This window comes from Verrucomicrobiota bacterium, from assembly GCA_016871535.1.
Lineage (GTDB): Bacteria > Verrucomicrobiota > Verrucomicrobiia > Limisphaerales > SIBE01 > VHCZ01.
Window position 1 is genome coordinate 1 of sequence record VHCZ01000068.1, and the last position, 24162, is coordinate 24162.

The 24162-nt window shown below is 60.9% G+C and carries 22 protein-coding genes and 1 pseudogene; 9 read left to right on the top strand and 14 right to left on the bottom strand.

What is annotated here, in order from left to right:
- Window positions 1–629 precede the first annotated feature (629 nt).
- The 4 genes from cas2e to cas7e are packed head-to-tail and all read right to left on the bottom strand — an operon-like array spanning window position 630 to window position 3665.
- Window positions 630–929, bottom strand: a complete 300-nt coding sequence (cas2e, locus tag FJ398_11265; protein ID MBM3838522.1) for a type I-E CRISPR-associated endoribonuclease Cas2 — start codon at window positions 927–929, stop codon at window positions 630–632.
- A 27-nt stretch (window positions 930–956) separates the two neighbouring features.
- Window positions 957–1835 (bottom strand): type I-E CRISPR-associated endonuclease Cas1, encoded by an 879-nt coding sequence (gene cas1e, locus FJ398_11270; GenBank protein MBM3838523.1) that lies wholly within the window; start codon window positions 1833–1835, stop codon window positions 957–959.
- 35 nt (window positions 1836–1870) lie between these two features.
- On the bottom strand, window positions 1871–2599 hold the full coding sequence (gene cas5e / locus FJ398_11275; protein MBM3838524.1) for a type I-E CRISPR-associated protein Cas5/CasD: 729 nt from the start codon (window positions 2597–2599) through the stop codon (window positions 1871–1873).
- A complete protein-coding gene (gene cas7e / locus FJ398_11280) occupies window positions 2589–3665 on the bottom strand; it encodes a type I-E CRISPR-associated protein Cas7/Cse4/CasC (GenBank protein ID MBM3838525.1) in 1077 nt (358 codons plus the stop codon). Before cas7e ends, cas5e begins: the two co-directional genes overlap by 11 nt.
- Before the next feature lie 69 nt (window positions 3666–3734).
- On the opposite strand from cas7e, the gene FJ398_11285 reads away from it, so the two are divergent.
- Both FJ398_11285 and FJ398_11290 read left to right on the top strand, forming a co-directional pair.
- Window positions 3735–3956: a hypothetical protein gene (locus FJ398_11285; protein MBM3838526.1), complete on the top strand. Its 222-nt coding sequence runs from the start codon at window positions 3735–3737 to the stop codon at window positions 3954–3956.
- A complete protein-coding gene (locus tag FJ398_11290) occupies window positions 3934–4191 on the top strand; it encodes a hypothetical protein (GenBank protein MBM3838527.1) in 258 nt (85 codons plus the stop codon). Before FJ398_11285 ends, FJ398_11290 begins: the two co-directional genes overlap by 23 nt.
- Here the strand turns inward: FJ398_11290 and cas6e are convergent.
- The 7 genes from cas6e to FJ398_11325 all read right to left on the bottom strand — a co-directional run bounded on the left by cas6e (window position 4177) and on the right by FJ398_11325 (window position 15149).
- Complete coding sequence (cas6e, locus tag FJ398_11295) at window positions 4177–5004, bottom strand: type I-E CRISPR-associated protein Cas6/Cse3/CasE (GenBank protein MBM3838528.1); 828 nt, start codon at window positions 5002–5004, stop codon at window positions 4177–4179. The genes FJ398_11290 and cas6e overlap by 15 nt on opposite strands.
- Entirely contained in the window at window positions 4833–5486 is a 654-nt protein-coding gene (gene casB / locus FJ398_11300) for a type I-E CRISPR-associated protein Cse2/CasB (GenBank protein ID MBM3838529.1), read from the bottom strand. Before casB ends, cas6e begins: the two co-directional genes overlap by 172 nt.
- On the bottom strand, window positions 5360–6847 hold the full coding sequence (casA, locus tag FJ398_11305; protein MBM3838530.1) for a type I-E CRISPR-associated protein Cse1/CasA: 1488 nt from the start codon (window positions 6845–6847) through the stop codon (window positions 5360–5362). Before casA ends, casB begins: the two co-directional genes overlap by 127 nt.
- Window positions 6844–9459 carry a CRISPR-associated helicase Cas3' gene (gene cas3 / locus FJ398_11310; GenBank protein MBM3838531.1) on the bottom strand — a complete coding sequence of 872 codons (2616 nt, stop codon included), beginning with the start codon at window positions 9457–9459 and terminating at the stop codon, window positions 6844–6846. Before cas3 ends, casA begins: the two co-directional genes overlap by 4 nt.
- Before the next feature lie 255 nt (window positions 9460–9714).
- The gene (locus tag FJ398_11315) at window positions 9715–11175 is read right to left on the bottom strand and encodes a DUF1501 domain-containing protein (protein ID MBM3838532.1); all 1461 of its coding nucleotides are present in this window, start codon (window positions 11173–11175) and stop codon (window positions 9715–9717) included.
- A gap of 52 nt (window positions 11176–11227) precedes the next feature.
- The gene (locus FJ398_11320; GenBank protein MBM3838533.1) at window positions 11228–11686 is read right to left on the bottom strand and encodes a four helix bundle protein; all 459 of its coding nucleotides are present in this window, start codon (window positions 11684–11686) and stop codon (window positions 11228–11230) included.
- 64 nt (window positions 11687–11750) lie between these two features.
- On the bottom strand, window positions 11751–15149 hold the full coding sequence (locus FJ398_11325; GenBank protein MBM3838534.1) for a DUF1553 domain-containing protein: 3399 nt from the start codon (window positions 15147–15149) through the stop codon (window positions 11751–11753).
- Window positions 15150–15414: 265 nt separating this feature from the next.
- Between FJ398_11325 and FJ398_11330 the strand changes: the two genes are divergently transcribed.
- From FJ398_11330 to FJ398_11345, 4 genes are all read left to right on the top strand, one after another.
- Window positions 15415–15963, top strand: coding sequence for a hypothetical protein (locus tag FJ398_11330; GenBank protein MBM3838535.1), 549 nt, complete (start codon window positions 15415–15417; stop codon window positions 15961–15963).
- A gap of 397 nt (window positions 15964–16360) precedes the next feature.
- Entirely contained in the window at window positions 16361–16816 is a 456-nt protein-coding gene (locus tag FJ398_11335) for a DUF1559 domain-containing protein (GenBank protein ID MBM3838536.1), read from the top strand.
- Window positions 16817–16827: 11 nt separating this feature from the next.
- The gene (locus FJ398_11340) at window positions 16828–17226 is read left to right on the top strand and encodes a hypothetical protein (GenBank protein MBM3838537.1); all 399 of its coding nucleotides are present in this window, start codon (window positions 16828–16830) and stop codon (window positions 17224–17226) included.
- Window positions 17227–17254: 28 nt separating this feature from the next.
- Window positions 17255–17983 carry an RraA family protein gene (locus FJ398_11345; protein ID MBM3838538.1) on the top strand — a complete coding sequence of 243 codons (729 nt, stop codon included), beginning with the start codon at window positions 17255–17257 and terminating at the stop codon, window positions 17981–17983.
- A 7-nt stretch (window positions 17984–17990) separates the two neighbouring features.
- Here FJ398_11345 and FJ398_11350 read toward each other — a convergent pair whose 3' ends face one another.
- Window positions 17991–19703, bottom strand: coding sequence for a DUF4038 domain-containing protein (locus tag FJ398_11350; GenBank protein MBM3838539.1), 1713 nt, complete (start codon window positions 19701–19703; stop codon window positions 17991–17993).
- Between the two features lie 90 nt (window positions 19704–19793).
- On the opposite strand from FJ398_11350, the gene ggt reads away from it, so the two are divergent.
- Together ggt and FJ398_11360 are read left to right on the top strand one after the other, a co-directional pair.
- Entirely contained in the window at window positions 19794–21731 is a 1938-nt protein-coding gene (ggt, locus tag FJ398_11355; GenBank protein MBM3838540.1) for a gamma-glutamyltransferase, read from the top strand.
- Window positions 21732–21748: 17 nt separating this feature from the next.
- Window positions 21749–21985 carry a hypothetical protein gene (locus tag FJ398_11360; GenBank protein ID MBM3838541.1) on the top strand — a complete coding sequence of 79 codons (237 nt, stop codon included), beginning with the start codon at window positions 21749–21751 and terminating at the stop codon, window positions 21983–21985.
- A 10-nt stretch (window positions 21986–21995) separates the two neighbouring features.
- Here FJ398_11360 and FJ398_11365 read toward each other — a convergent pair whose 3' ends face one another.
- Together FJ398_11365 and FJ398_11370 are read right to left on the bottom strand one after the other, a co-directional pair.
- Window positions 21996–23588 (bottom strand): response regulator, encoded by a 1593-nt coding sequence (locus tag FJ398_11365; protein ID MBM3838542.1) that lies wholly within the window; start codon window positions 23586–23588, stop codon window positions 21996–21998.
- A complete protein-coding gene (locus FJ398_11370; protein MBM3838543.1) occupies window positions 23578–23973 on the bottom strand; it encodes a LamG domain-containing protein in 396 nt (131 codons plus the stop codon). Before FJ398_11370 ends, FJ398_11365 begins: the two co-directional genes overlap by 11 nt.
- On the opposite strand from FJ398_11370, the pseudogene FJ398_11375 reads away from it, so the two are divergent.
- Window positions 23948–24162: pseudogene (locus FJ398_11375) on the top strand (hypothetical protein). The gene FJ398_11370 and the pseudogene FJ398_11375 overlap by 26 nt on opposite strands.

Here is a 24162-nt window from a genome sequence, read left to right on the forward strand (position 1 = left end):
TCAACTTTTGTGTCTGACGCACAATCTGCTGCTCCTCTTCGAGCACGACGTCCTGGGGCCGGCCGGAGTCCAAAACCAGGCCGAAGATCGCCGCCGGGCCCAACGATTGGCCGTGGCCAAAAAGTTAGTGAAGAAAAAATCTCTCCCCTGGCCAAAACTCCTGGATTTGCTTCACCGCGCCACTCAGCACAGCGTGAAACTTATTCGCTGGCTGCGCGCCCATTTTTTCTCTCCAGCTTCCTGTAGCCAAGCCTTGGCCTCCCTGCGCCTACTTTATGCCAAATCTTGAACCGGAATCTTGGACACCATTCTTGATGGGGATTGGGGTCACATCTCACAATTAGATTCTGCATAGAACCGATAGGTTTTTCAGCAGGAGTCTTTCGGCTCCGTGGAGCCCCGCGGGCGCCCGTCGCGGCAGCAGGCATGGACCATCCCCACGCGGGTGGGGAGAACGTTGGGACGGGGACAGGAGCGTCAGCGATTCTCGGACCATCCCCACGCGGGTGGGGAGAACCGACCTATCGACAAAAAGGACTCTGGAAAGGACGGACCATCCCCACGCGGGTGGGGAGAACTCTGGATTGCCAACAACTTACGGCGGTCTTTCTCCTTTAAGCCGGCTGTTCTTAGAACGGTACATTCGACTCCTCCACCCATTCTTCGGCCACCAACCACAGACCGGAGATTTCCGTGTCCCGCCGGTGCGTATCTCCATAGGTCTCGATCTTGAAGCCCTGGCAATTGTTGTCGCTGGAAATGATCAGCATGCCCAGCCCTGCGGCGTTGCGTTTGATGTAGTCCAGCGTCTTGTCGCGGGTGCGCCGGTTCAGCGTGCCGACGAACACATTGGGCCTTGGCTCAACGAACCATCGCTTGAGCATTCCCCGGACGGCCTCCGGCGTGTGGTTGGCAACGATCACAGTCATTCAGTTCAGTATTCAGTGTTCCAATGTTCAACGTTCTGTGTTCGGAGTTGAGGGAGGTTCCGGACTTGCCGCCGGGGCTAACAGCGCTTCCAGGTCTTTGGGGATTCGCTGGAGCAGCCGCTCTTCCTCGACGCGCTGCTTGAGCAGTTTCCGCGTGAGCTCGCCGTCGTCCTTCGAGTCCTGCCGGATGGCCAGGAACGCGGCGGGGATGCTGGTCAAATGTTTGTAGAGATCGGCCACGTCGTAAACGAACGGCAGCGTGCCCGCGTCGTGAATGAATCCGAGCGAGGGCACATAACCGAGCGAACACACCACAGCGGCGCACAAGGCATAAAGGCTCGCGTTGGCGGCGGACAGCGCGCGGTTGACAGGGTCCGCCATCTCCCAGTTGTCCTTGTTGTAGTTGCGGCCTTTCCACGTGACACCGTGCTGCAGGCCGAGTTTCGCGTAGAGCGTCCGCACGCGCAGACCTTCCATCCCGCGCAATTCCTTGACCGTGCGGCTTTCGACATCCACGTCCGGGAAACGCATCTTGAACATGCGCCGGGCGATCTCCGCGCGGCGTTTCTTGTCCGCCCAGGCGGCGGCGTGGTAACGGGGCATATCGTTGTCGTGGTTCGGAGCGAGGCCGAAGGCGTAGAAGCGCATCCCTTCCTCGCCCATCCAGCAAACGGGCGTATTCGAATCCGCGCACGCTTTCATGGCTGCGTGGGTGACGGTAGTGCCAGGGCCGAGGACGATGGCGGAAAGGGTCGCCACGGGGAGCCGGCAGAGCAAGCCGTCGGCGCCGATCCATTTGACGCTCGAATCATCGACTTCGAGCCGGCCGTGTTCGAGGTAAATGGGCGTCCACCGGTCGCGGGCCATGGCGAGGGTTTCCAAGGGGGGGCGTTCAAAGATGGGCATGAGTGTGAGTGTTGGAGCGTCAAAGCGTTGGAGCGTTACATCGGAACGCGATACAGCTTACGAATCCTTCGCGGCGCGTGGCGCTGGCCGATAGGTGCGCCGAAGGCGACGGGTGTGTCGTTCAAGACTTCATCGTCGGCTTCGTCGGCGCTGGCGTCCTCGATCTGATCGAATTGTGTGATGGCAGCCGTTTCCGGATAGCCAGCGCGATGCAGAAGCGCGCGCCACGCGGTTTCCTGATCCGGGGCGGTTGCGACCAGGATTGGGCTGGCCGGCAGACAGCACTTGCGTCCCAGCCAAAGGCCCCACTTCGGATTCCGCAGGGCAGCAGCGACTTGCTCAACCAGCGCACTATCTCCTTGCAACAGTACTCCGAAGCAGGCGTCGAGCAGGTAGTGGCGATAGCTGATGACTGGATTCTTGAGGGTCTTGTTGTCCGCGGAGCGCGGCATGGATTGCCAATCGTCACCCGCGTCGTAACCGCCCCCAATGGTGTGGAAATCCTCCAAACGAAGGATGGGCAGTGGCCGGCCTCGACGCTGCCTGGGCATCACGACAACGAGACAATGCATGGACGCGAGCGGGGCAATGTTCTCGGATTCCTCTGTGCGGAATTTGTCCACGCCCATCGCCGCTGCGAGCAAACCGACCACGCCGCTTTTGGTGGGAAAGAGCGCGGTCGTACGCCGCGTGAAGCGCGAGGCGAAGCCCCACGATTGCATCGGGCCGTCCAGCAGAAGCGCCAGGCAAGAGTTATTGGACATGGCGGGTCAGGCGTTGGACGAATTCGTTGAGCGATGTATCGGGAAGGATTACTTCCTCGTCGCAGGCTATGTCCCAGATCTTTTTGAGTTGCTCGTGGTGGGCGTTGAGCCTCTTTGTCGATTCGTCGAGCAGTCCGTTCTTGGACCAAACGGGCTGTTCAAAAGCGTTCACGAGCTGCAATGGCTGGCCGGCTTTCTTGAAAATCCCCAGCACGAACGAGGGCAGGGTGTGCGCGTTCATGGAGTTTTTCCGGGCGCCTGGCGTGGCCAGGAGTGTCGCGCGGATGAAGGCGTCCACGACTTTGCGGCGCTCATCGGCCGTCAGTTTGTCCAGGTGGTCTGGATCGGAAAGCAGGTCGAGGTTGACGGCGGCATAGCGATAATAGACTGCGGATGTGAACTCCAAGGTGCCGATCATTCCTGCTCCGGCGTCTTCGCTTTTGGGCTTGAGGTCATCCACGGCCGAGTAGAAGTCGAGGTCGTTTTCGGCGCGGTGTGTGGAGAGCGCATGGCTGAACATCGCCGCTCCTTCAAGTGTCAGGGACGGCAGGCTGGCCGCCATTCGACCGAACAGGGCGATGTCCGCGCCGTCGAGCAACCCGGCAGCCTTGCAGAATTGGTCGAGTTTCTTTTCGTACTCTTTGGACTCGGGATTGGCCTTCAGCAACTCGGCCACTTGCTTGGCGATGGATTCGATTTCAGACGGTGCCAGAAAGGTGAGCGTGCCGACTTGCGGCTCCGCCGCGTGCTTACCCGAACGCGCGTCGAGTTTGGCCAGTTTGTCAGCGATGTTGGCGGCGTGCTCGGCGGCCGCCTTCTCGGCTACGCCATTCTTCTTGAGGCCGTCGGTGAAGGGGCCGACAATCAGCTTGGTGCGCTGACCATTGAAGCGAGCACCAGGCAGGTTGACCTGCGCGTATTCGCGGATCGCGCGTTTGAGGCATTGGCTGCTGAGGCGGGCGCGGGGCACGCCGCCGAACGTGGCGGTCTTGGGCGCGCCCACGTCGTCACGGTTGAGGCAGGAGACCGGGAAGGATTGCAGGATGTGGAGTTCGATCAGTCGCATGGTCGGTGGAGGGTTAATGGTTGAGGGTTGAGAGTTGAATGGCTTTCCGTGGGGCAGTAGATTCCGCGCATGAGCACGGTGAAAGAAATCGAAGAAGCGATTGAACAGCTTTCCACGAAAGAAAAGTGGGACCTGCACAACTGGCTCGCGGAGCAAATGGCTGATGAGTGGGACCGCCAGATCGAGGCCGATGCGAAGGCTGGGAAGCTGGACAAACTTTGGGCCAAAGCCAAGGCTGACATCGCGGCGGGGCGGGTGAAGCCACTGGATGAATTCCTCGACCACAAGTGATTTCTGGAGCAGCTATGCCGCGCTTCCGCCTGAAATAATGGCCAAAGCCAGGAAGGCGTTTCGACTTTGGAAAAAGTCGCCTTATCATCCCAGCCTCCATTTCAAGAAGGTGGGTGATTATTGGTCCGCCCGCGTTGATCGCAAGTGGCGCGTGCTTGGCAGAATGCATAACGACATCCTCTATTGGTTCTGGATTGGTCCTCACGACGAGTACGAGCGCTTAATCGCTGAGTGATATCGGCGCCAGCACAAGCATTCCAAAACCGAACGCCTTGGCGGAACCAATTCCGCGCACAAAAGCCTCCCGGAATTTCGTGGCGTCGGTGACTTGCAGGACGCCCTGGAACTCGACTGCGTGATGGACACCGCGCGCGCCGGGCTTGAAGAAATATTCGCGTCCGCGGGGAATAGTGCGGACCTTGTCGAGGTCCACCGCGAAACCACCGGCTTCGGCTTTTCGATTGAGCCACGCCAGCAGGTCTTCGCGACGGGTAAGTGACACGCGCCGCGAATTCCGGTTGCGATCAATGCGGCCGTCCGGCCGTACGACCTTCGATTTGTCAGGATCGATGATCTTCTTCGTCGGGTTCGCCAGGAGACTGAAACGGTATCGCGGATGGCCGAAGAAGGCCTCCGGGATGGGCTTGGTCTGAAAGCAATCTGTGGGGCACCAGCCGGGCTTGCTCGCGGGCGTCGCCGACACGATGAGCAGCCGGTGCGCGTCGTCAATCTGGTCCACGCGCGTCAGGAAATCGCGCGGCGCACCCCCGCGTCCGCCAAAGGCCTGCCATACGCGCTGATGCCAATCGTAAGTGTCGCGGATGCGGAGCTGGCGCGTCGCCAGCTCGTACGGCACGAGGATTTGCGTGAGGTAAGTCATGTGGGTTCCTCCTCTCTGGATTCGGGTTCTTCGATGCGACGCGCGGGCCAGAACTCGGAGGCCCAGCGGACGCGGATATCGTCGGCGTTCCAATCCCAGCGCCACAGATCCTCGAAAAGCCGCTGGTAGTTCACGCCAGCTCCCTTCGACGAGGCGAGCCGAATCCATGCGCGAAGCAACTCGGCCAGTTGCTCGGAGGAACCCGCTGCGAGCAGACGCCGGAAACGGCGTTCGTAGCTCTCCGGCAGTTTTCCATCGCTGCTGTCCTTCATGGCAATCTGGCGGCACGTGGCGCCGAAGTTGGCGGAATCGTTTTCCTCCGGGTGCGTGGCGTAGAGCGCGGCGACGGCCGCATAGACGGGCCGTTCAATATCGCCGCCGAGGTCCGCAATAACAGGCCAGGCATCGATGCGGAGGCCGGGGCTAATGGCGCGGCGGAGCGCGGCCACCTTGCCGCGGTTGTCTTTGATGCGGCGCAAGCCGGTGACGAACTGTGCTGCGCGGGATTGGGGAGTGGGAGTGGTCATGGTTTGCGGGTGCGTTTGGCTTTTGGCCCCTCGCCGTCCTTCTTCGGCGAAGCGGTTCGGAGAAACAGTTGTTGTCGGCCTTTGGCGAAGGCTTCGATCTGCCGAGGGGTTTGGCGCGGGCATGCAAATTCATAAGCCTCTTTCGCGGCGGCGCGAACGGCTTTGCCCCACGGCGTGGCGGCGAAGTCGGCGGCGAGCGCGGGCGTTTCGGTGAGGGCGAGCAACGTCGGGACGTGCTGTTCGATAGCGGTCCAGAAGTGTCGGCGCGCTTTGTCGTAAGGTGGGGGTTCAAGTTTGAGAGCGCTGGCGTATGCCTTGACGCTGCTTCCGACAGCTCGTTCCCAGTTTTCTGCGAACGCTACGCCTGCTTCATAGACCTGCCGCCCCGTATCCTGGAACATCCCGGCGGGCAGGTTGTAGGTGGCTTCAACCACGTCTTCAATTTTGGCTTTGTCCGTGACCAGAGCTCCAAGCCATAGTGCGGCACCTTTACTTTCCGGAAGATTGCTCAACGTCGGAGGGCCGGAGGCAGCATCTTTGCTCGCACGACGACGCACAGTGATTGCGGGAAGCTGTCGCCAGAGACTTCGCTCAAGCGAAGCGGAAAGGACGCCCAAACCATCTTTTCGCTCCACGAGCGTGGCCGAAGCCTCCCTGAACTCAGGGTAAATCGGATAATCCAAGCCATTGCCGAGGATGATCTCTTTGCCCTCTTCCGAAAGGCGGATGGCGCGCGCAAGGGGTACGAGCCGGCCGAGGTAAGTCATCGTTGCGGTGTGGATTTCGGCTTTGGCGGCAAGAGATGGAACAAGGAGTTCCCAAACGGGTTTCCCCCAGCCGTCCCGGCCAAAGGAATAGGAAGCCTGCTCGCGGTCGAGCAAGTTCAAGTGGATTGTTTGGAGCAGCATTGCCCCAGTCAGATAGCAGTGCAACATGCTGGCGGCCGCTGCGGGAGCATGGCGCCCTGTGCATTTAGGGATCTCACGCCCACTCCATTTCACAGCGCCGATAATCCCTGCTGGCGAAAGGCACTGGAACGTCAGCAGCGCCAGAGCCAGTTGCGCCGGCGTGCGCGAGCGCTCGCTGCCGCCGGCGTTGTCGAAGATGGTAGCGTTGTTTCCAGTGGCGAGCGTCAAATCGAGCTTGGTTGCCGCGTTGCCTTCGCCGTCCTCCTTCCCTGGTTTCAGATTCGGCACTTGGAGAAATCGCGCCCCCTCGCCAAACAACTCGAATGACGCCTTCCACTGGCGCAGGTATTCGCGAACGCTTTCGGGAATCCGGTCGCAGCATTCTTCCCACTCGCTGCGGTCTGCCGGCCCATTGAGCGCCGCTTGCGTTACGCAGATCAACAACCGAAGCAGGGCGATGCGTTCATGAGGCTTCGCGACCAGGTCCGTGATGTCTGCAGCACGCGCAAAGAATTCGTCGAGGCCCACCGTAGCCTGACCTCCACCGCGCAGCGTGATGGTGAATCCAGGGGTCAGTAATCAAATTCATCGTCTTCGTCCGGAGTTCGCTGTTTTGGCCTTGCTGAATCTGAGTAGAGACCAAGTTTGTCGTCGTAGGCAAGCGGCGATTCCTCGGCCGCGTCGGGGAATTGACAACGGCCATCTGGCCCGATGATGCCCCACGCCGTTCGCCCGCCCGCGTGCAGCGATAACCAGGGCGGCGCCGCCTGGCTGGGCACTTCATAAGCCGGGGCGCGGACGAGATTGCGATGGAGCAACCGCGCGACGGCGTGCCGCCATTCGTAGCCGGAGGCGTCCTGTACCGGGCGGTCCTCCAAACCAGTCAAACGCCAAAGGCCGGCTGCCAGCGGCTCGCAAGCGCGCAACAGCACGACCTGGCGGGTCGGCGCACCCGCGCGACGCGTGAGCACTTCTTCACGGTCGGCTTGACTGGGGCGGCCAAGGACCAGCATCGCCGCCTTGGCTTCGTTCTCGAGTTGCAGCTTCTCGGCCAGAAGTTCCTCGTGGAGTTCGCGCCAGGCGGCGGGTTCGCTGGCTTCACCTGGCACCGCGTAGGTGGCTTCGAGAATTTCCCGGATTCCTAACGGGAGATTGATCATGGCGCGTCCGTGGAAGACCTCCGCAGTTCGCAGCAACACGTACGGCGCATAGACGCGAGCGGACTTGCCCAGAGCGGATTTCAGTTCACGGGCTGAAGCGTCGGGTGCAAGGTCGGGCACGTTGATCCAAAATTCCGGCTGCTCCGCAGGCCGGTTGGGGCGAGGATGTCGCCACAGCCGACCCATGCGTTGGAGCAGCATGTCGGTCGGCGCGAGGTCGGACACGATGAAATCCAAATCGATGTCCACGCTTTGTTCGACCACCTGTGTGGCCACCAGGACTGAACCGAGGCCGTCGTTGGAGCGCTCCTTGCCCAACCGTTCCAGCCATTCTTCTTCCAGTTCCTCCCGCCGGAAGAACGGGAAGCGGCTATGGAGCAGGCCGAGACGAACTGTGCCCGCTCGCGCGGCGGTCGCTACGGCGCGATACGCTGCTTGCGCTTCGACCACCGTGTTGCGCAGCCACAGTACATGCTGGCCTGCTTCTGCGCGGCGCAAGCATTCCTCGACGATTTGGGCTTCCGACAACACGCCGACGCGCAATTGAATCCGTTTGTCTTCTTGCCATGAGAGCGGAATCGAACGGAGCGGCTGGCCAGCTTGCGCCTCCGTAATCAATGGATAAGCGCCGAGCGTTTCAGGTGGCGCCGCCTCCGTTTCTTCCTGGCGGCTTCCAGCGGCGGAGAGCAGTTCCCGGCGTCGCGCTTCCGTAAGTGTTGCAGATAAGACAATGACCGAGCATCGCAGCGCCAAGAGTTCACGGATGAGTTGGGTGACCAAAGCGCCCGTGTAAACGTCGTATGAATGCACTTCGTCGAGAATGACCACCTTTCCGGCCAGACCGAAGCGGCGGACAAAGAAGTGCTTCACTGCCACGACGCCTTGAAGCGCTTGATCGATCGTTCCAACACCGTAACGAGCCAGCAACGCGTGGCGTGCCGATGCGAACCAAGAGCGCGTGTCGGCGGCGTTGACGGCGCTGTCCGCGTCGCCTGCGGCGACCGGATGGATTTCGAGCGCCTGCTCCTGGTCCAGCCAGGACGCTGAGTGAGCCAGACGCAAGTTAGCGGAGTCGGCGAGCGTGTTCTCCAGGAAGCGACGCACCCGTTGGTGAATCCGATGGCTGGTCACTTGCGTGGGCAGGCCAAAATAGAGGCCGTGGTTGTGGCCTGAGGCAATCAACGAATGGGCTGCGGCCAGCGCCGCCTCGGTTTTCCCGCTGCCCATGGGACCTTCGACGATGAACAATCCGGTCCGCGTCGCGCAGACTTGCAGCGCCGCCTGCAACGCATTTGCCCCGCCGGGCAATCCGAACATCTTCGCGAAACCCACTTCAAGCTTCAACTCGCCTCCAGACCAATTGATCGCCGCAAGGCTGACGGACGCCTGCGTTCGTGCCTGCTCCAGAGGCAAACCCTGAGAGGCCGAAAAGAAGCGCTCGTTAGAGGCAATCCAATCAGCGACCGCGATCAAGCCGGCCAGCAGCCACAAATCTGAATTGTCGGTGAGGGGTTTCCTACCCGGCAAGCGTCCGAAGATGCACACCAATTCTTCGACCAGTTGGGCGCGCGCCGCGTCCTCCCATCCCACCCGCGCCGCTGTCCGGTTGATCTGGCCGAGGAGATGACCGTGAATCCGACCATGATGAGCGCCGACAGCCACAGCCCACAGTTCGGTTCGTGTCCCTTTAAGAAAGTTCTGAATACAAAACTGACCAACCTTCGCGTGATCCGACTCAGCGCCCTGCCAGAATTCGTTGAGCGCCGCCGCCGCAAGATTGGATTGCAGCAACCATGTCGCGCACTTGCGTAAAAAGCCTGTGGAGATTTTCCCGACATCATGCAGCGCCGCGAGCGTGGGGGCACCGGGCGGCAGCAGTTGGCGCAACGATTCAGGCAGCGCACGGATCAGCGCCTCCGCCACGCAGCCGACGTTCAGGCAATGGTCGTGGACGGAGATGCCGGGCTGGCCGTCCGCGGTGGTCTTGGCCCAGAAATAAGGGTTCTCCGAATTCATGTCTCCGCGCATTCAAGCACGGAGGGTAGGCCAAATAGGGTTCCAATCCCAAAGATTCTTTTGAGAGGAATTCCCTGATTCCCTAATAATAACAGGAGAAAACAGAGCAAACCGAGATAAGCAAAGCCAAAGGCTGGCGTTTGTTCGGATCATTTCGACCCAGAGGTGTGTAACTCACGATCACAAGTCACCGAGTCACTGGCGAATTCCCTTGATTCTGGCCTCTGTTCTCTCCCTTGCCTCCTGTTCGAATTGAATTGTTACGGTTTAGGCCAGAATGTCTTTCACCACTTCGCCATGGACGTCGGTCAGGCGGTAATCGCGGCCCTGGAAACGATACGTGAGCTTGGTGTGCTCCAGGCCGAACAAATGAAGAATCGTGGCGTGCAGGTCGTGGACGTGGACTTTGTTCTCCACGGCGTAGAAGCCAAATTCATCGGTCGCGCCATGGACAATGCCCGGTTTGATGCCGCCGCCCGCGAGCCACACGGTGTAGCCATGCGGATGATGGTCGCGGCCGATGTTGTCGGGCTTCGGAGTTCCCTGCATCATCGGCGTGCGCCCGAACTCGCCGCCCCACACGATCAGCGTGGAGTCGAGAAGTCCCCGTTGCTTCAGATCCTTGATGAGCGCGACCGCCGGCTGATCGGTTTCCACGCAACGCTTCTTCAAGTCATAAACCAGATTGCCATCGGGTCCGCCGTGGTGGTCCCAGCCGCGATGATACAATTGCACGAAACGCACGCCGCGCTCGACGAGGCGCCGCGCGAGCAGGCAATTGTTCGCGAAGGAAGCACGACCGGGCGTCGTCGCGTACATCTCGTGGACTTGCGGCGGTTCTTTCGAGATGTCCATCACGTCCGGCACGCTGGTCTGCATGCGATACGCCATTTCGTAGGCGGCGATGCGGGTTTGGATTTCGGGATCGCGCAACGCGACGTAGCGTTTCTGGTTCAAGTCGCGCAGGAGGTCGAGCGATTGGCGCCGCCGCTCCGCGCCCATGCCGGGAGGATTGGAAACGTAGAGGACCGGATCGCCCTGAGACCGGAGCTGCACGCCCTGGTGAACGGTGGGCAGAAATCCGCTGCCCCAGGCGCTGACCGTCAGGGGCTGGCCCACGCCCGTCATCAAAACCACGAACGCGGGCAGGTCCTTGTTTTCGCTTCCCAGTCCGTAGCTGAACCACGAACCCATGCTGGGCCGTCCGGCGAGTTGGGCGCCCGTGTTCATGAACAGCGTTGCGGGATCGTGATTGAACGCTTCCGAGTAAAAGCCCTGCAAAAAGCAAACGTCGTCCACGATCGACTGGAGGTGCGGGAGCAATTCGGAAAGCCAAACGCCGGATTTGCCGTAGCGCTGGAATTGATAACGCGTGCCCAGAACGGCGGCTTGTTTCCCAATCTGCGCCAGACGGATGTTTTGCAACATCTCGGCCGGCATTTTTTCGCCGTGGCGCTTGATCAGCTCCGGTTTGTAGTCGAACAAATCCAGGTGGGACGGCCCACCGGATTGGAAGAGGTAAATGATGTTTTTGGCCTTCGGCGCGAAGTGGGTGCCGATCGGACTGGCGCCGGGCGCGGCTGGTTTGGATTCGGCGGCGAACAGTTTTTCATTCAGCAGCGAGGCCAGAGCCAGCGCCCCCATGCCCGTGCCGCAGTGCTGGAAGAATTTGCGGCGGGTAAGGGAGCGGAGGTGGTCGTGTTGGGGTCCGGAGAAAGCTGTGTGCATAGGTGAGGGTAGAGTATTCAGTAATCAGCAATCAGTAATCAGTATTCAGTATTCAGTCCTCCGCGGTCAGGCTGTTGGTTAGCGAGCAGAAGTATTCCGATGGTTCCTCCTTCATGGCCGAAAGGTCGCCGCAGAAGGAAGCGCTCTCCATCATGCTGCCGGGCATGCGGCCGATCTCTTCACATGAAGCAATCAGGCGGATGCAGGCCTCGCGCGGCGAATATCCACAATTCAGCGTGCTTTCGAGCCAATGCTGGGTTTCCATCTGTTCACCGTCGGCATCGGTCAGTTTTGAGATGAAGTGTTTCTCGTACCGCCGCTTTGCCCAGGCTCCGGCAATTTGTCCGCCAACGGAGCGCGACGAGTGGCGCAGTTGATCAGTGAGCGCAAATTTTTCATCTGCCGGGAACGACTTCGTGGTTTGGAAGACTTCACGGGCCAGTTGCCGCTGTTTCTGATATACGATCAGGTCGCGGAAGCTCCGTGCGTAGGGCAACTGCGTCGATTCCATAACTCGTAATCTCACCCTCAAATTCTCGATCATCGATGATTGATCACTGATTACTGGACCTTCGTTACCCTCTGACGAGCACCTCATCCAGATTCAGCAGCACATTCGCCACCATCATCCACGCGGCGAGATGGCAGAGGTCCAGGTTGGATGGACGCTCCGCGAAGCCCACGTTCACCAGTCTCTCCGCCGCGGCGAGGTCGCGCTCGAAGCTCCGGCGTTGTTCCTCATAGAATTGCAGCAGCCGATCCCGCTCGAACTTCGTCGGCGGCCGGCTCGTGCAAAGGCGAAAGGCGAATTCGATTTGCTTTGCGGGGCGCGACCCGCCCTGGAGCATGATGCGCTGGGCGAAGACGCGCGCGGCTTCCAGCAGCGTCGATTCGTTGAGCGCCGCCAGCGCTTGCAGAGGCGTGTTCGTGCGAGGCCGCCGCGCTGTGCACACTTCGCGGCTCGGTGCGTCGAACGTCGCGAACATAGGATACGTGCAAACGCGCCGCCAGAACGTATAGAGGCCGCGGCGATACAGATCGCGCCCCTCGCTGAGCGGCCATTCGTCCATCCCAATCTCCGGACGCAGAAAGCCGATCTCTTTCCAGAGATTCGCCGGTTGCACGGGATAAACGCTCGGACCGCCGACCTCCGCGTTGAGCAATCCGCTCACGGCCAGCGCCTGATCGCGGATGACTTCCGGGTCGAGACGGAAACGCGGGCCGCGCGCGAGCAGGCGATTGTAAAGGTCCCTGCCGAGCAACTCGTCGTTCGCGGCGGCGCTCTGGCGATAGGTGGCCGACATCACGATGAGTTTCTGCATCGCTTTCATGTCCCAGCCCAGCCGCAGAAACTCCGTGGCCAGCCAGTCGAGCAGTTCCGGATGCGACGGCGCTTCTCCTTGCACGCCGAAGTCTTCGCTCGTTTTGACAAGGCCGACGCCGAAGAAACGTTCCCAGAGCCGGTTCATCGTAACCCGTGCGGTCAACGGATTCTCCGGATCGATCAGCCAGTAGGCGAGTGCCAGTCTGTTGGGCGATTCGTGGGCGCGCAGCGGGGGCAAAAAGGCCGGCACACCGGGCGAAACCACCTTGCCTTTGTCCAGAAAATTCCCGCGCACGTGAACGAACGTTTCGCGCGGTTCAGCCCGTTCCTGCATCACGAGTGTGACGTACTTCGTGTTCGCCAGTTCGGTTTCGCGCTCGTTCAAACGGAATAACTCGCGTTCCAGCTTGCGAATCGTTGGCGAAATGGATCGGAAATATGCGGCCAATTTGCGGCGTTGTTCCTCGCTGCGCTGCGCGGCCGGAGTCGCGAGCAGTTCGGTGAGGTCCGGATCAAGCGGCCAGAGTGCCGCCGGGTCGGTCTCGCTCGTCACGGAAAGGCGGATGCGTCCAATCGTATGGCTGTTGCCGTGGTAATGCTCGAAGCGAAAGGCGAGCTTCGCGCCGCCGGCGTGACGGATCGGATCTTTCAGCCCGGCGATGAGGAAATGGCGTTTCCCAAACTGCGGCCCGATGGCCCAGCCCGTCTTTGGATTCCGATCCACCGCATGTTCCGCGCGGTAATATTGCTGCTCCCAATCGGCGGTCGCATGGCTGAAGACGACGTTCGTGGAGTCCACGTTTCCGCCACTCTTCGGCCAGGCCGCGACGGCGAACTCGTCCAGAATGAAATTGCCGGTCTTGCCCCAGCGGCCGGGACCCTTCTGCGGCAGACTGGGATCGGGCAGTGTTTCCAACAGGATCGCCGTGATGTTTTCCAAATCCGTCTCCGCCTCCACGGTGATGGTGTCGTAAATCGGATTCACGCCCGTCGCGAGGATGGACCGATCCTCCAGATTCGTGAACGTCGAGCCGCCAACGGAAACCGCGTTGGTGAGATTCAACGCGATCCAGACGCGTGAGTCATGGAAAGTTCCCGGGGTTTCAGCACCATGCTCACCGCCCATGGACCCAAGACCGGGCGGACCGCGGCCTTGAGGCTGCTTCCGCGCACTCTCCGGAGTCCAGCGTTGGAGCGGCGTAAAGGCCACGGTCCGGGAGACGGGTTCAGGGGGAGCTTCGACACCGCCCTGGAGTCCATCGCCATTAGGGCGAGGCCGTCCCGGCGAGCCGCTCGACGAGCCTGGATCACGTTCGGACCGGCTCGCTGGGGACAGGCCCGCCCTACCTTGAAGTTCAGGGGAAGGGCGGCTCGATCGCGCCAGGCGGCGTTCCCAGTCCGCCTGTTCGAGCGGCAAGCGCGCTTCGGCAAGCAGCAATTCCTGTTGAACTGCAGCAATGCGTTTGTGCAGCGAATCGACCTTGGCCTGGATGGGCGGCGCCGGGACGCCGACGGTTGGCTCGATGCTGTAATTCCCGCCGTCGGTCGTGTTGTTGAAGAAAGCGTAGAAACGATAGTATTCCTCCTGGGTGATCGGATCATATTTGTGCGAGTGGCACTCCGTGCACATCATCGTCAGGCCCAGCCACGTAGTGGCGGTCGTGGTGACGCGATCCTTCACGGCTTTCGTTCGGTATTCCTCGGCGTCGCCGCCGCCTTCGTCGTTGATCTTGGTGTTGCGATTGAAGCCCGTGGCGATTTTCTGATCGAGCGTCGCATTGGGCAACAGATCGCCCGCCAGTTGCTCGACGGTAAACTGGTTGAACCGCATGTTGCGGTTCAACGCGTTGATCACCCACTCGCGGTAGGGCCATATCGAGCGCGCCAGATCGACCTGGTAACCGTTGGAATCCGCGTAACGCGCGAGGTCCAGCCACCACCGGCCAAGGTGTTCGCCGTAATGGGGCGAAGCGAGCAAGCGGTCCACGAGTCGTTCGTAGGCCTTCGAGCTGTGATCCGCGACGAACGCGTCCACGTCCTGCGGAGTCGGGGGAAGTCCCGTCAAATCCAGGCTCAACCGGCGAATGAGCGTGGTTCGATCCGCTTCCCTGGAAGGCGCCAATCCCTCCTGGTCGAGCCGCGCGAGAATGAAATGGTCGATTTCATTGCGAAGCCAGCGGTGGTCCCTTATGCGGGGCGAGGTTGGACGCACGGGCTTGACGTAGGCCCAATGATTTCGCGCGTCCGTGTCCGGCCAGACTGCACCCTGGTCGATCCACACGCGCAGGCGCTGGATTTGATCGCGAGTCAGCCGTTCGCCTTTCGCCGGCATGACGTCATCCGAATCCTCGGTCGTCACTCGCCGGATGATTTCGCTTTCCGAGCTTTTGCCCGGCACGAGCAAGGGCGTGCCCGAATCTCCGCCGCGCAGCGCTTCCGCTTTGAGGTCGAGCCGCAGGCGGCCCTTTTGTTTGTCCGGACCGTGGCATTCCGAGCAGCGTTTGACGAAGATCGGCTGGATGTCGCGAACGAAATCGACTTTTGAATCTGCCGGCGCGGCGGGATTCGGGCTGGCGGCCGACGCCGAGACAGTGGCACAGAAAAACAAAGTTGCGGCCCAAGCATAGCGTTGAAAGAAGAAGAATCGCATTGAGACAATCCTAGCAGCCGGACGCAGCGACGGGAAGCCGATAATGACCGGAAGAGGCGTGTCCAAACAGACACGGCTTCGCCGCAACCAAATCGTTACAACGTTAAATCGTTGAATGGGTTAAATTGGTTGAATGGAAAAGATTGCGCAGGCCGTGCCAAAAGCGGTGTCGCCGCTACGCGCTGCCACCGCAGTCCAGAATCGTCGCGGGTGGCTTTAGGGTTCTCTTGGCCGCCTTGAATTTGGCAAAGTGTCGCCGTACCAGATGAAAACTGCGCGCGAACAAAGACCGAATGGCTTCACCTTGATCGATCCCCGTTATTCCTTGTTCGCCCCGTACCTGCAGTCGCCTTCCGTGTACCAATGCCCCTCCGACCGCGCTATGCCGGGCGAGTCGCCGCCTCTGGCCAAAAAGGTGCGCAGCTACTCCTTGAACTGGTTTCTCGGATGGGCGGAGCTGGCAAATGTGCCGCCCCTGTCCGACCACCTCCTGTTCCGCAAATCGAGCGATCTCAGTTTGGGCCCTCCGTCGGGCGTATTTGCGTTTCTGGATGTGCGACGCGAGAGCATTTGCTGGCCGACGTTCATGGTGGATATGTCGCCGGAACGAGCCACGCGGATGCGGATGTTCCCGGCGTCGTATCACGACCGCTCGGCTATGCTCGGTTTTGCGGATGGGCACACGGAATCCAGGAAATGGAGCGACTCGCGAACCCTTTCGCCGGCCAGCGTTAATTTTCACAACCACGATACAGCGTCGCCAAACAACCCGGACATCACCTGGCTCCAGCAACGGGCCACGATCCGGAAATGATCTGTGGATCCGGGTGTCGGGCGCGATTAAAACTGTCGGTCAACGGAGTCTTCTCCCTCTCTCCCCACTCGTTCCTCGCGGGGAGAGAGGGAAGCCAGTCAGAGTCGCGACTGACCGACACTTTTAATCGCACGGCGCATCTTGCCGTAGTCGGCAAGCACGGCCGGGCAGACCTGCCGATCGTTCGACGCCGCTTGACGCCGTCCTGCCCGTGATCTGCCCACAATTCCGGTGTAGCCATTCCTTTCCAAGTAGCGGCGGAGCGGCAGCTCCGCCCTGCCGGCGGAAGCGAGCGCCCAGTCATCCGTGATGTTGCAAATCGGTTGTGGAAGCCCGAAGCTGTTTGAACAAGCGCACAGCCCATGAGCTTTCGCTCAGCAGGCCCAGAAACCGAACTATGCAAACGGTGATGCCGGATGACGAACGGCGCGTTGATCGCCAAAGCCATCGGTCCGCTTTCACGCTAATCGAGCTTCTCGTGGTGGTGGCGATCATCGCCGTGCTGGCCGGACTGCTCCTGCCGGCACTCGCCAAGGCCAAGGAGCACGCCCGCCGCATCCAGTGCTACAACAACGAACGCCAGCTCATCCTGGCGTGGGCGGTTTATTCTTCGGACCAGATCGAATCCTTTCCCCTCAACGGCACCGGGACGGACACGCGGCTCTTCCCTTACCCGTACTGGGTGCGGGGCGTGATCGTTTTTGCGACCAATTCACCCGACAACACGAATGTGCACTTGCTGCTCGATCCCAAGTATTCTTCGCTGGGGCCTTATGTGAAGTCCGTCAGCTTGTTCAAGTGCCCTCGGATCGCGGCCAGCTCAAAATCCTCGGCCAGAGCCGGCCCAACCTGAGAAGCTATTCGATGAACGCGTCGGTCGGCTGGGCGGAAGGCTTGAACGTGGCGCTGGATTTTTGCGTGTCGCCCGCGTACCGGCTCTTTCGAAAATCGTCCGATATCACCGGAATCAGCGCCGACGGGTTGTTCGTGCTTTCCGACGTGCATTACGAAAGCATTTGCTGGCCGTTCATGGGCGTCACGATGGCGTCCGCGAGCCGGGCGCAAGTCTTTCATTATCCGGCGAGCTACCACAACCGGAGCGCAGTGCTCGCCTTTGCCGACGGCCACGTCGAGACGCGACGCTGGACCGACACGCGCACATACCGCCCCAAAACCAAACAGTTCCACGGCCACGCCGAACCGTCGCCCAGCAATCTCGACATCGCATGGCTGCAGGAACGGACGACGGTCAAGCGGAACTAAAGCTCCATGTGTAGCCTCTCAGCTAACGATGGTGGGGCAAACGCTTTTCTTCGATGGCATTGGCTCGGCAGGAGCCGCGCTCGACCTTAAGCGAGGGGATACCGCCATGACAGCGCCTGAGTGTGGTTCGCTAAGTTCACTCTACTCCGCAGTTGTTTGCGACGTGCTGGATGGATTGGGGTTTCGCGAGCAGGCGCTCAACGGCTGCGTGCGCCCGTTGACCCAAACTCGCCGCGTCTATGGCCGCGTGTTCACCGCGAGAGCCGCGCCGGTCGCCGAAGTCCCTGCCGAACCGTACAAGCTTCAGCTCGCCGCCGTGGACGAACTGACGCGCGGGGATGTGCTGGTCGTCGATGGCCAGGAGACGCGAACGTGCGCCTTGTGGGGTGAACTGCTCACGACGGCTTGCCTGCACAAGGGCGTCCACGGTGTGGTGATGACCGCATGCACGCGCGATATGTGGAGGATTGATGAACTGGGTTTTGCAGTGTTCGGCATCGGCTGGCATCCCGCCGACGACAAGGGGCGCCTGGAGGTCGTCGAAATAGGCGGGGCGATCAAGATCGCTGGAGTCCACACCAAGCCCGGCGACCTGATCCTCGGCGATGAGGACGGCGTCGTTATCATCCCCAGCGAAGCCGCGCCCGAAACCCTGCGCCGCGCTAGTGAGAAAGTGGCGGGGGAGAATCAGGTCCGCCACGCGCTGGCCGCGGGGATGCCGGTTGGCGAAGCCTTTAAGAAGTTTGGGATTCTTTAGACCCCGGTCACTCAGCGGATTTCACCAGCAACAGCCAGTCGCCTTCGTCCGGGGTCGCGAATTGAATGGCCTGGTCGTTGAGCACAGCGACGACGGAGGGTTTCTCTCCGGTGCGAGGACTGAACCAGCTCGCCCGGAAATTCGGCGGCAGGCTTTTTTGCAGAATCTCCACGTTCCGGTCTTCGGGAACGTAAACCACCAGGAGATCCCCGGCTTCGGATCGCGCCGCGGCGATGTGACGGCGCACCGCCTGTTGGCCGGGCTGCGACGCGAGAACTTCCGGGGCGGGGCGGAGGCGCCAGAAATCAATCGAGTTGAAGAAGGTCGCGACGTGGGCCATTTGCTCCGCCGCGGGCATGAGCAGCGCCTTTTGCCACGGGAGCGGCACGCCGGTTCGCGGATGGTCCATAGGCGGTTTGGCGCCGTCGTCCCAGCCCCAAACGCCGTGACCGCCGTAGCTCACGCCGGCGGTCGGCGCATTGAGAAGGCTCCAATAGATCGCGCGCCGGACCGTCAGCGGCGCAATGCGCGTCTGCGATTGATACGCGAGGTGGTTTTCGTAAGGCGGTTCAAGATTGATAAACGGGCGAGCGGGTTCTTTCTTCCAGTCTGTCGCGGGCGGTCCCTCAAAAATCCAGCGCAGCGTGCGTTCGTCATCGCCGTGGCCGCTTTGATAGCCGTGGATGTCCAGCCATTTCTCCGCGAGGAACTCATTCAAAACCCATTGCATGCCGCCCGGATGAAGGACGACGGGTGCGTGCGGTTCCTCGCCGAACGACGCGCGGCCAATTCGTTTCCAGCGCTCGGCTCGGGGGCCGCGATAATCGCCATCACCGGGAAGAATCCAGATTACATCGTTCGCTCCCCAGCGCGCGATCATGTAACGCGCCAGCAAGATCGCCTGGTCCTCCTGCAATGCGTAGCCCGGATTGATTTGCGGCCGCGCGCCGCCGCCAATGGCCCACAGAAGCACCGGCACGTTCAACAACCCCGCGCGATTCACGGCGTCGGCTTTCGCGTCGAGCTGGCGGAAAAATTCGGGATTAACCGCGATTCGATCCGAATCTGCGAACGCGGCCCGGCTTTCGCGGTCGCCGGTGGGCGAGGCGCGCCATTGCGTGGCGACCCATTGAACGGCGGTGAATTGTTGCCGCCGGCGTTCGCGAAGGTAATGGTCCCACTCCGCGGGAGTCGATAACAACGCGCCGTTCCAGGCCGTGTCCGCGAGCCAGAAAAACGGCGTGCCGTCCTCGTGCTCCAGATGGCGTCCATCCCGGGCGACTCGCACGGGGCCGTGCTGATCAAAGCGCGTCCTTCCATTGGGGGCGATGCACAGGAAGGCGCCGGTTTGGCGGTGGAGGCCGTCGTCGTTCGAGTTGGAGCAGGACGTTGAGTAATACCATTTGCCCAGTTCATTCGGAGCGAACCGCACCTTCCAGGTCTGGCTGCCGTCCCAGAACCCGTAGATCAATCGGCTCTGTCCCGAAGGCGAAGTGAACACGACGCGCAGTTCGGCGTCCTGGATGGGATTGGGATAAGTCCGGCGGCTGGTGAAACTGCGCTCGAATCGGTCCCACTTGGAGACCACGGCGATGCGTTCCGCCTGGGGCGTTGAACAACTGGCGGCGCAGAGCGCTCCAACTGTCATCAGCGCAACGCAGAAGCCGCGCACGAATCTGTCCCGAATGAGATCGAATTGAAGAATGATCGAGAGCCGCATGGCGATGTTTGTTGGATACTTCGCATGGATACTGTCAGAAGCAACGCCGGGGTGTCAAACGAGCGAGTTTTCGTGTAAGGTCAATCCAGTATGAGAGCTATTCCTTCCCATGAACCCACTTCCCGGACCGTGGCCTTTAGGCCGCCTCAACGCTCGACTCTGGAGAGTGCGCGGAAGCAGCCTGAAGGCTGCGGTCCGCACGGTTTTCGGTTCAAGGGCCATGTGCATGGCCCTGAGGCCAATGCGGCTTCCCATGAACCGGACGGTAGGGCGAGGCTGTCCCCAGCGAGCCGGATCCGACGTGTTCCAAGCTCGTCAAGCGGCTCGCCGGGACGGACTCGCCCTACCTGGGTAATGGCCCTGGTCGTGTCCTGCCTGGTCGAATGCCTTCCGTGGACTTGCCTCGCCGACACCGCGCGCGGGCCGCGCGGGATTGTCGCGACCGTCCATCCCATCGCGACCGAAGCCGCTCGCGCCGCATTCCAGCGCGGGGGAAATGCCATTGATGCCGCGGTCGCTGCGGCTCTGACCTTGGGCGTGGTCGATGGCTTCAACTCGGGGATTGGCGGCGGGTGCTTCATGCTGATTCGTTGGGCCAACGGGCGCACGACGGCGATTGACGCCCGCGAGGCCGCGCCGCTGGCGGCCACGCGCGACATGTACATTCGGAACGGACGATTCGATCCCCAGCTCAGCCAGCTTGGGCCTCTGGCGGTTGGCATTCCCGGTGCGTTATGGGCTTATCATTACGCAGTGGCTCAATTCGGAAAACTGCCGCTGGCCGATCATCTTCTCCACGCGGCGCAAATCGCCGAACGCGGTTTTGTGATCGACGACCGCTACGCCCGGCGTCTGGAGGAATCGGCGCGTGATCTCAGTTTGTTCGAGGCTTCGCGAGTGATTTTCCTCCGTCCGGACGGCTCTCCAAAACGCGCCGGAGAAATTCTGGTCCAACCGGATCTGGCCAACTCCTATAAGGCAATCATCAACCACGGAGTCGCCTGGTTTTACTACGGAGTGTTCCCGATTCTGGTTGGGGATTGGATGGCGCGAAACGGCGGGATCATCATTCCCGACGATTTCACGACTTATCAGGCCCGGCTGCGCACGCCCATCGCGACCACGTATCGCGGCTACACCATCCTTGGATTTCCGCCGCCCAGCTCTGGCGGCGTGCATGTCGCGCAAATCCTCAATATCCTGGAGAATTTCGATCTGAAGAAAATGGGAACCAACTCCGTCGAGATGATCCACGTCGTGACGGAGGCGATGAAGCTGGCGTTCGCGGATCGCTCGTTTTGGCTGGGCGATCCGGACTTCGCGAAAGTCCCGCGCGGCCTGGTCTCCAAGTCTTACGCAGCCACCCTGGCCAAAAGGATCAGCCTGGAGCGCGCGGCGCCTGTGCCCCGGCACTCGATTCCCACCGGAGCGGCGAAAGACGTTTTCAGCGGACACACCACGCATTTCTCCACTGCAGACGCGGCCGGGAATTGGGTCGCTTGCACGGCGACGCTCAACACTTCGTTCGGCTCGAAAGTGGTGATTCCCGGAACGGGCATCGTGTTGAACAACCAGATGGACGACTTCTCCGCGCAGCCCGGCGTGCCGAATTATTTCGGTTTGGTCGGCGGCGAAGCCAACGCCATCGCGCCGCGCAAACGTCCGCTCAGCAGCATGAGCCCGACGATTGTGTTGAAGGACGGCAAACCGATCCTCTCGTTGGGTGCGGCCGGAGGCCCGACGATTATTTCCCAAACCCTCCTGGCTATGATCAACGTAATCGACTTTGGGATGGACCTCGAAACCGCGCTCCAGCAACCGCGCTTTCATCACCAGTGGCTCCCGGACGAACTCCGGATAGAAAGACGAATCGACGCCGCCATCGTGAAGGAACTGGAGAAGCGCGGGCACCGAGTCGCCTTCGTGGAAAGCATCGGTCCCACACAAGCCGTCGGGCGCGATCTGAAGAACGGCGGATTCGTCGGCGCAAACGACCCGCGCGTCAACGGCAAAGCGGCGGGCCATTAGTTAACTAGATTCAGGCTATGAGTTTAGTTGAGATTAAGGAGCGTATCGTCCAGCTCACCCCCGACGAACGGCTGGAACTCGCAGGCTTGATTGCCCACTTGAACCAGTCCGAGAGCAGGGATTATCAGGCAGAGTTGGACCGGCGTTTGGACACTCTGGAGAACGGAAAGAGATTCACGGAACAAGATTTGCAACGTAGCACCAAAGCTCCCCGTCCGAGATCTGATGATTCGCACCTGCGTTTACGTCGTTGACGAACACGCGTCAGATTCTCCCGGCTAGCCAATAGGTCGTCATCGCGCCCTTGCCTTTGATTTCAACCTGCCCCCGCGATTCGAACTGGAACCGGTGCCGGATTCGCTCGTAGGTCGCCTGCGTCACATGGATGTGACCCGGCTGGCCGTGGGATTCCATCCGGCTGGCCATGTTGACGGTGTCGCCCCAGAGGTCGTAGGCGAACTTGCGAGTTCCGACAATTCCCGCCACCACTACGCCGCTGTTGATGCCGATCCGCATTTGCAGCGTCGTTCCTCGGACCCGGTTCACAAGGTCGAGCGAGTTCAACATGTCCAGCGCCATTTCCGCCGCTGCTTCCGCGTGATCCGACTGTGGTTCGGGCAACCCGGCCACGGCCATGTAGGCGTCGCCGATGGTTTTGATCTTCTCAAGCCCATGCTTGCCGGCAAGCGAATCGAATGTGGAGAAGATTCCGTTGAGAATTCTGACCATCTCGCCGGGCTCGACGCGCGCGGACAACGCGGTAAAGCCAACCAGGTCGGCGAAGAGGACGCTGACCTCGGCGAAGCTGTCGGCGATGGTGGTTTCGCCTTTCTTCAGACGAGCCGCGATGGAGGCGGGCAGAATATTCAACAGCAAGCGCTCGGCCTTGGCCTTTTCCTGTTCGATTTGCTCCAGATACAGCTTTTCGCGGTCGCGCATCCGTTTCTTCTCCAGAGCGGCGCCGATGCGCGCCTGGAGGAACACGGCGTTGAACGGCTTGGAGATGTAGTCCTCCGCTCCGCACTCAATGCAGCGGACGATTCCCTCCAAATCATCCAACGCGGATAGCATCAGCACCGGAATGTGCTGCGACGCGGAATTGCCCTTAAGCTGGCACAGCACCTCGTAGCCGCTCAGTCCCGGCATCACGACATCAAGCAGGATCAGATCGAAGGCACGTTGCCGCACGAGTTCGAGCGCTTGCGCGCCGTCTCGGGCGATGGTTACGCTGAAACCGCGCTTGTGCAATCGGCGGGACAACATCTCGCGATTGGTGGCATCGTCGTCCACGACCAAAATCGAGCCGGTCATGATCTGATGGGACCCGGGCGCCGGCGAATACGAATCGGCCTTTCCGTGCGGACGGGTGAGTTGGGTTGCGGCTGCCGCGTGGGCGGCCCCCTCCAACGGCACCGCCGGATCAGCCAGAAGATGCGACTCCATCACCCGCAGCCAGTGCAGTGCCGCCCGGTGGATCTTTTCCAGATCCGGCAGCAGGCTGGTCAATCCGGCCTCGACGGCCTCTTCCTGGAGCAACTCCGAGTAGCCGATAATCTGATTCACGGGCGTTCGCAATTCGTGATAAATCTGCGAGACCTCCAGCCTGCGGCTCTCGCGTTTTTCGGCCTCGAAAAACTCGCCGATCAAGTGGAGCAACTGGCGTCCCCCGAATTGCACTTTCTCCAAGTCTGCCTTGAGGCTGGGGTGCTGCGCGGGGTCCAATTCCTCCAAAATCAGGTCGCTGTAGCCCATGATGTGGTTGATCGGCGTCCGCAGTTCGTGGCGGATGTGGCCGAGACGGTCCCTCTGCGCTTGCTTGGCCGAATCGTCCTCGGCGCTAGAAAAGTCAGTTGTCATAGATTCCTGCGGCGCGATCGCTGACGTTGGCTTGAACAACAACCTCGGTTTGTGGCGCGCCGTTAAACGACACGACCGTTCCAGAAATCAAGCCCGGATCAGAGGAATTGAGCTGCAAATCTAATCGAGTCCCCGCCTTCAATCGCAACCCCGGCCGGTGAGTCACCCGCAAGACGCCGTTCACGTACAGCTTCATTCCGCCCGATCCCGAAACCGCCGCGAAATGGAACCAAGTGTTGGTTTCGAGAATATTCGGGGTCAGGAGCGTCTTCGCCTGTTGGTCCACGCCGCGAATCAGTTCGAGGACGCGGTTGTCTTGGGCCAGCGACGTCGAGCCCACGGAAGCCAATGCGAGGATCGTGATGCTAAGAGCCTGCTTCAAAATTACGTGGGGTCCTGTTTTCGCGGAAAAGGCTGGATGGCGCGACGAAGGAGAATATCCCTAGCGGATCTTCGACTGAGGAGAAACGAAGCCAGACAGCCTTTTCCGCGAAAACCCTCCGGGCGGCGGGTCTTTTGTCCGTGGCCTGCGTTGGCTCGGTCCTTACAGCCCGCGTTGGGGATGCTCGGACCT

Bases quoted from the DNA above. Each gene is read 5' to 3' on its own strand.
- cas5e (MBM3838524.1), bottom strand. From the start codon at position 2,599: ATGTCCAATAACTCTTGCCTGGCGCTTCTGCTGGACGGCCCGATGCAA.
- cas1e (MBM3838523.1), bottom strand. From the start codon at position 1,835: ATGCCCATCTTTGAACGCCCCCCCTTGGAAACCCTCGCCATGGCCCGC.
- FJ398_11315 (MBM3838532.1), bottom strand. From the start codon at position 11,175: ATGCACACAGCTTTCTCCGGACCCCAACACGACCACCTCCGCTCCCTT.
- FJ398_11360 (MBM3838541.1), top strand. From the start codon at position 21,749: ATGAGTTTAGTTGAGATTAAGGAGCGTATCGTCCAGCTCACCCCCGAC.
- ggt (MBM3838540.1), top strand. From the start codon at position 19,794: ATGAGAGCTATTCCTTCCCATGAACCCACTTCCCGGACCGTGGCCTTT.
- casB (MBM3838529.1), bottom strand. From the start codon at position 5,486: ATGCCCGCGCCAAACCCCTCGGCAGATCGAAGCCTTCGCCAAAGGCCG.
- FJ398_11325 (MBM3838534.1), bottom strand. From the start codon at position 15,149: ATGCGATTCTTCTTCTTTCAACGCTATGCTTGGGCCGCAACTTTGTTT.
- cas2e (MBM3838522.1), bottom strand. From the start codon at position 929: ATGACTGTGATCGTTGCCAACCACACGCCGGAGGCCGTCCGGGGAATG.
- FJ398_11350 (MBM3838539.1), bottom strand. From the start codon at position 19,703: ATGCGGCTCTCGATCATTCTTCAATTCGATCTCATTCGGGACAGATTC.
- FJ398_11335 (MBM3838536.1), top strand. From the start codon at position 16,361: ATGCAAACGGTGATGCCGGATGACGAACGGCGCGTTGATCGCCAAAGC.
- cas3 (MBM3838531.1), bottom strand. From the start codon at position 9,459: ATGCGCGGAGACATGAATTCGGAGAACCCTTATTTCTGGGCCAAGACC.
- FJ398_11290 (MBM3838527.1), top strand. From the start codon at position 3,934: ATGAATTCCTCGACCACAAGTGATTTCTGGAGCAGCTATGCCGCGCTT.
- FJ398_11320 (MBM3838533.1), bottom strand. From the start codon at position 11,686: ATGGAATCGACGCAGTTGCCCTACGCACGGAGCTTCCGCGACCTGATC.
- cas7e (MBM3838525.1), bottom strand. From the start codon at position 3,665: ATGCGACTGATCGAACTCCACATCCTGCAATCCTTCCCGGTCTCCTGC.
- FJ398_11365 (MBM3838542.1), bottom strand. From the start codon at position 23,588: ATGACAACTGACTTTTCTAGCGCCGAGGACGATTCGGCCAAGCAAGCG.
- cas6e (MBM3838528.1), bottom strand. From the start codon at position 5,004: ATGGATTCGGCTCGCCTCGTCGAAGGGAGCTGGCGTGAACTACCAGCG.
- FJ398_11285 (MBM3838526.1), top strand. From the start codon at position 3,735: ATGAGCACGGTGAAAGAAATCGAAGAAGCGATTGAACAGCTTTCCACG.
- FJ398_11340 (MBM3838537.1), top strand. From the start codon at position 16,828: ATGAACGCGTCGGTCGGCTGGGCGGAAGGCTTGAACGTGGCGCTGGAT.
- FJ398_11345 (MBM3838538.1), top strand. From the start codon at position 17,255: ATGGTGGGGCAAACGCTTTTCTTCGATGGCATTGGCTCGGCAGGAGCC.
- FJ398_11330 (MBM3838535.1), top strand. From the start codon at position 15,415: ATGAAAACTGCGCGCGAACAAAGACCGAATGGCTTCACCTTGATCGAT.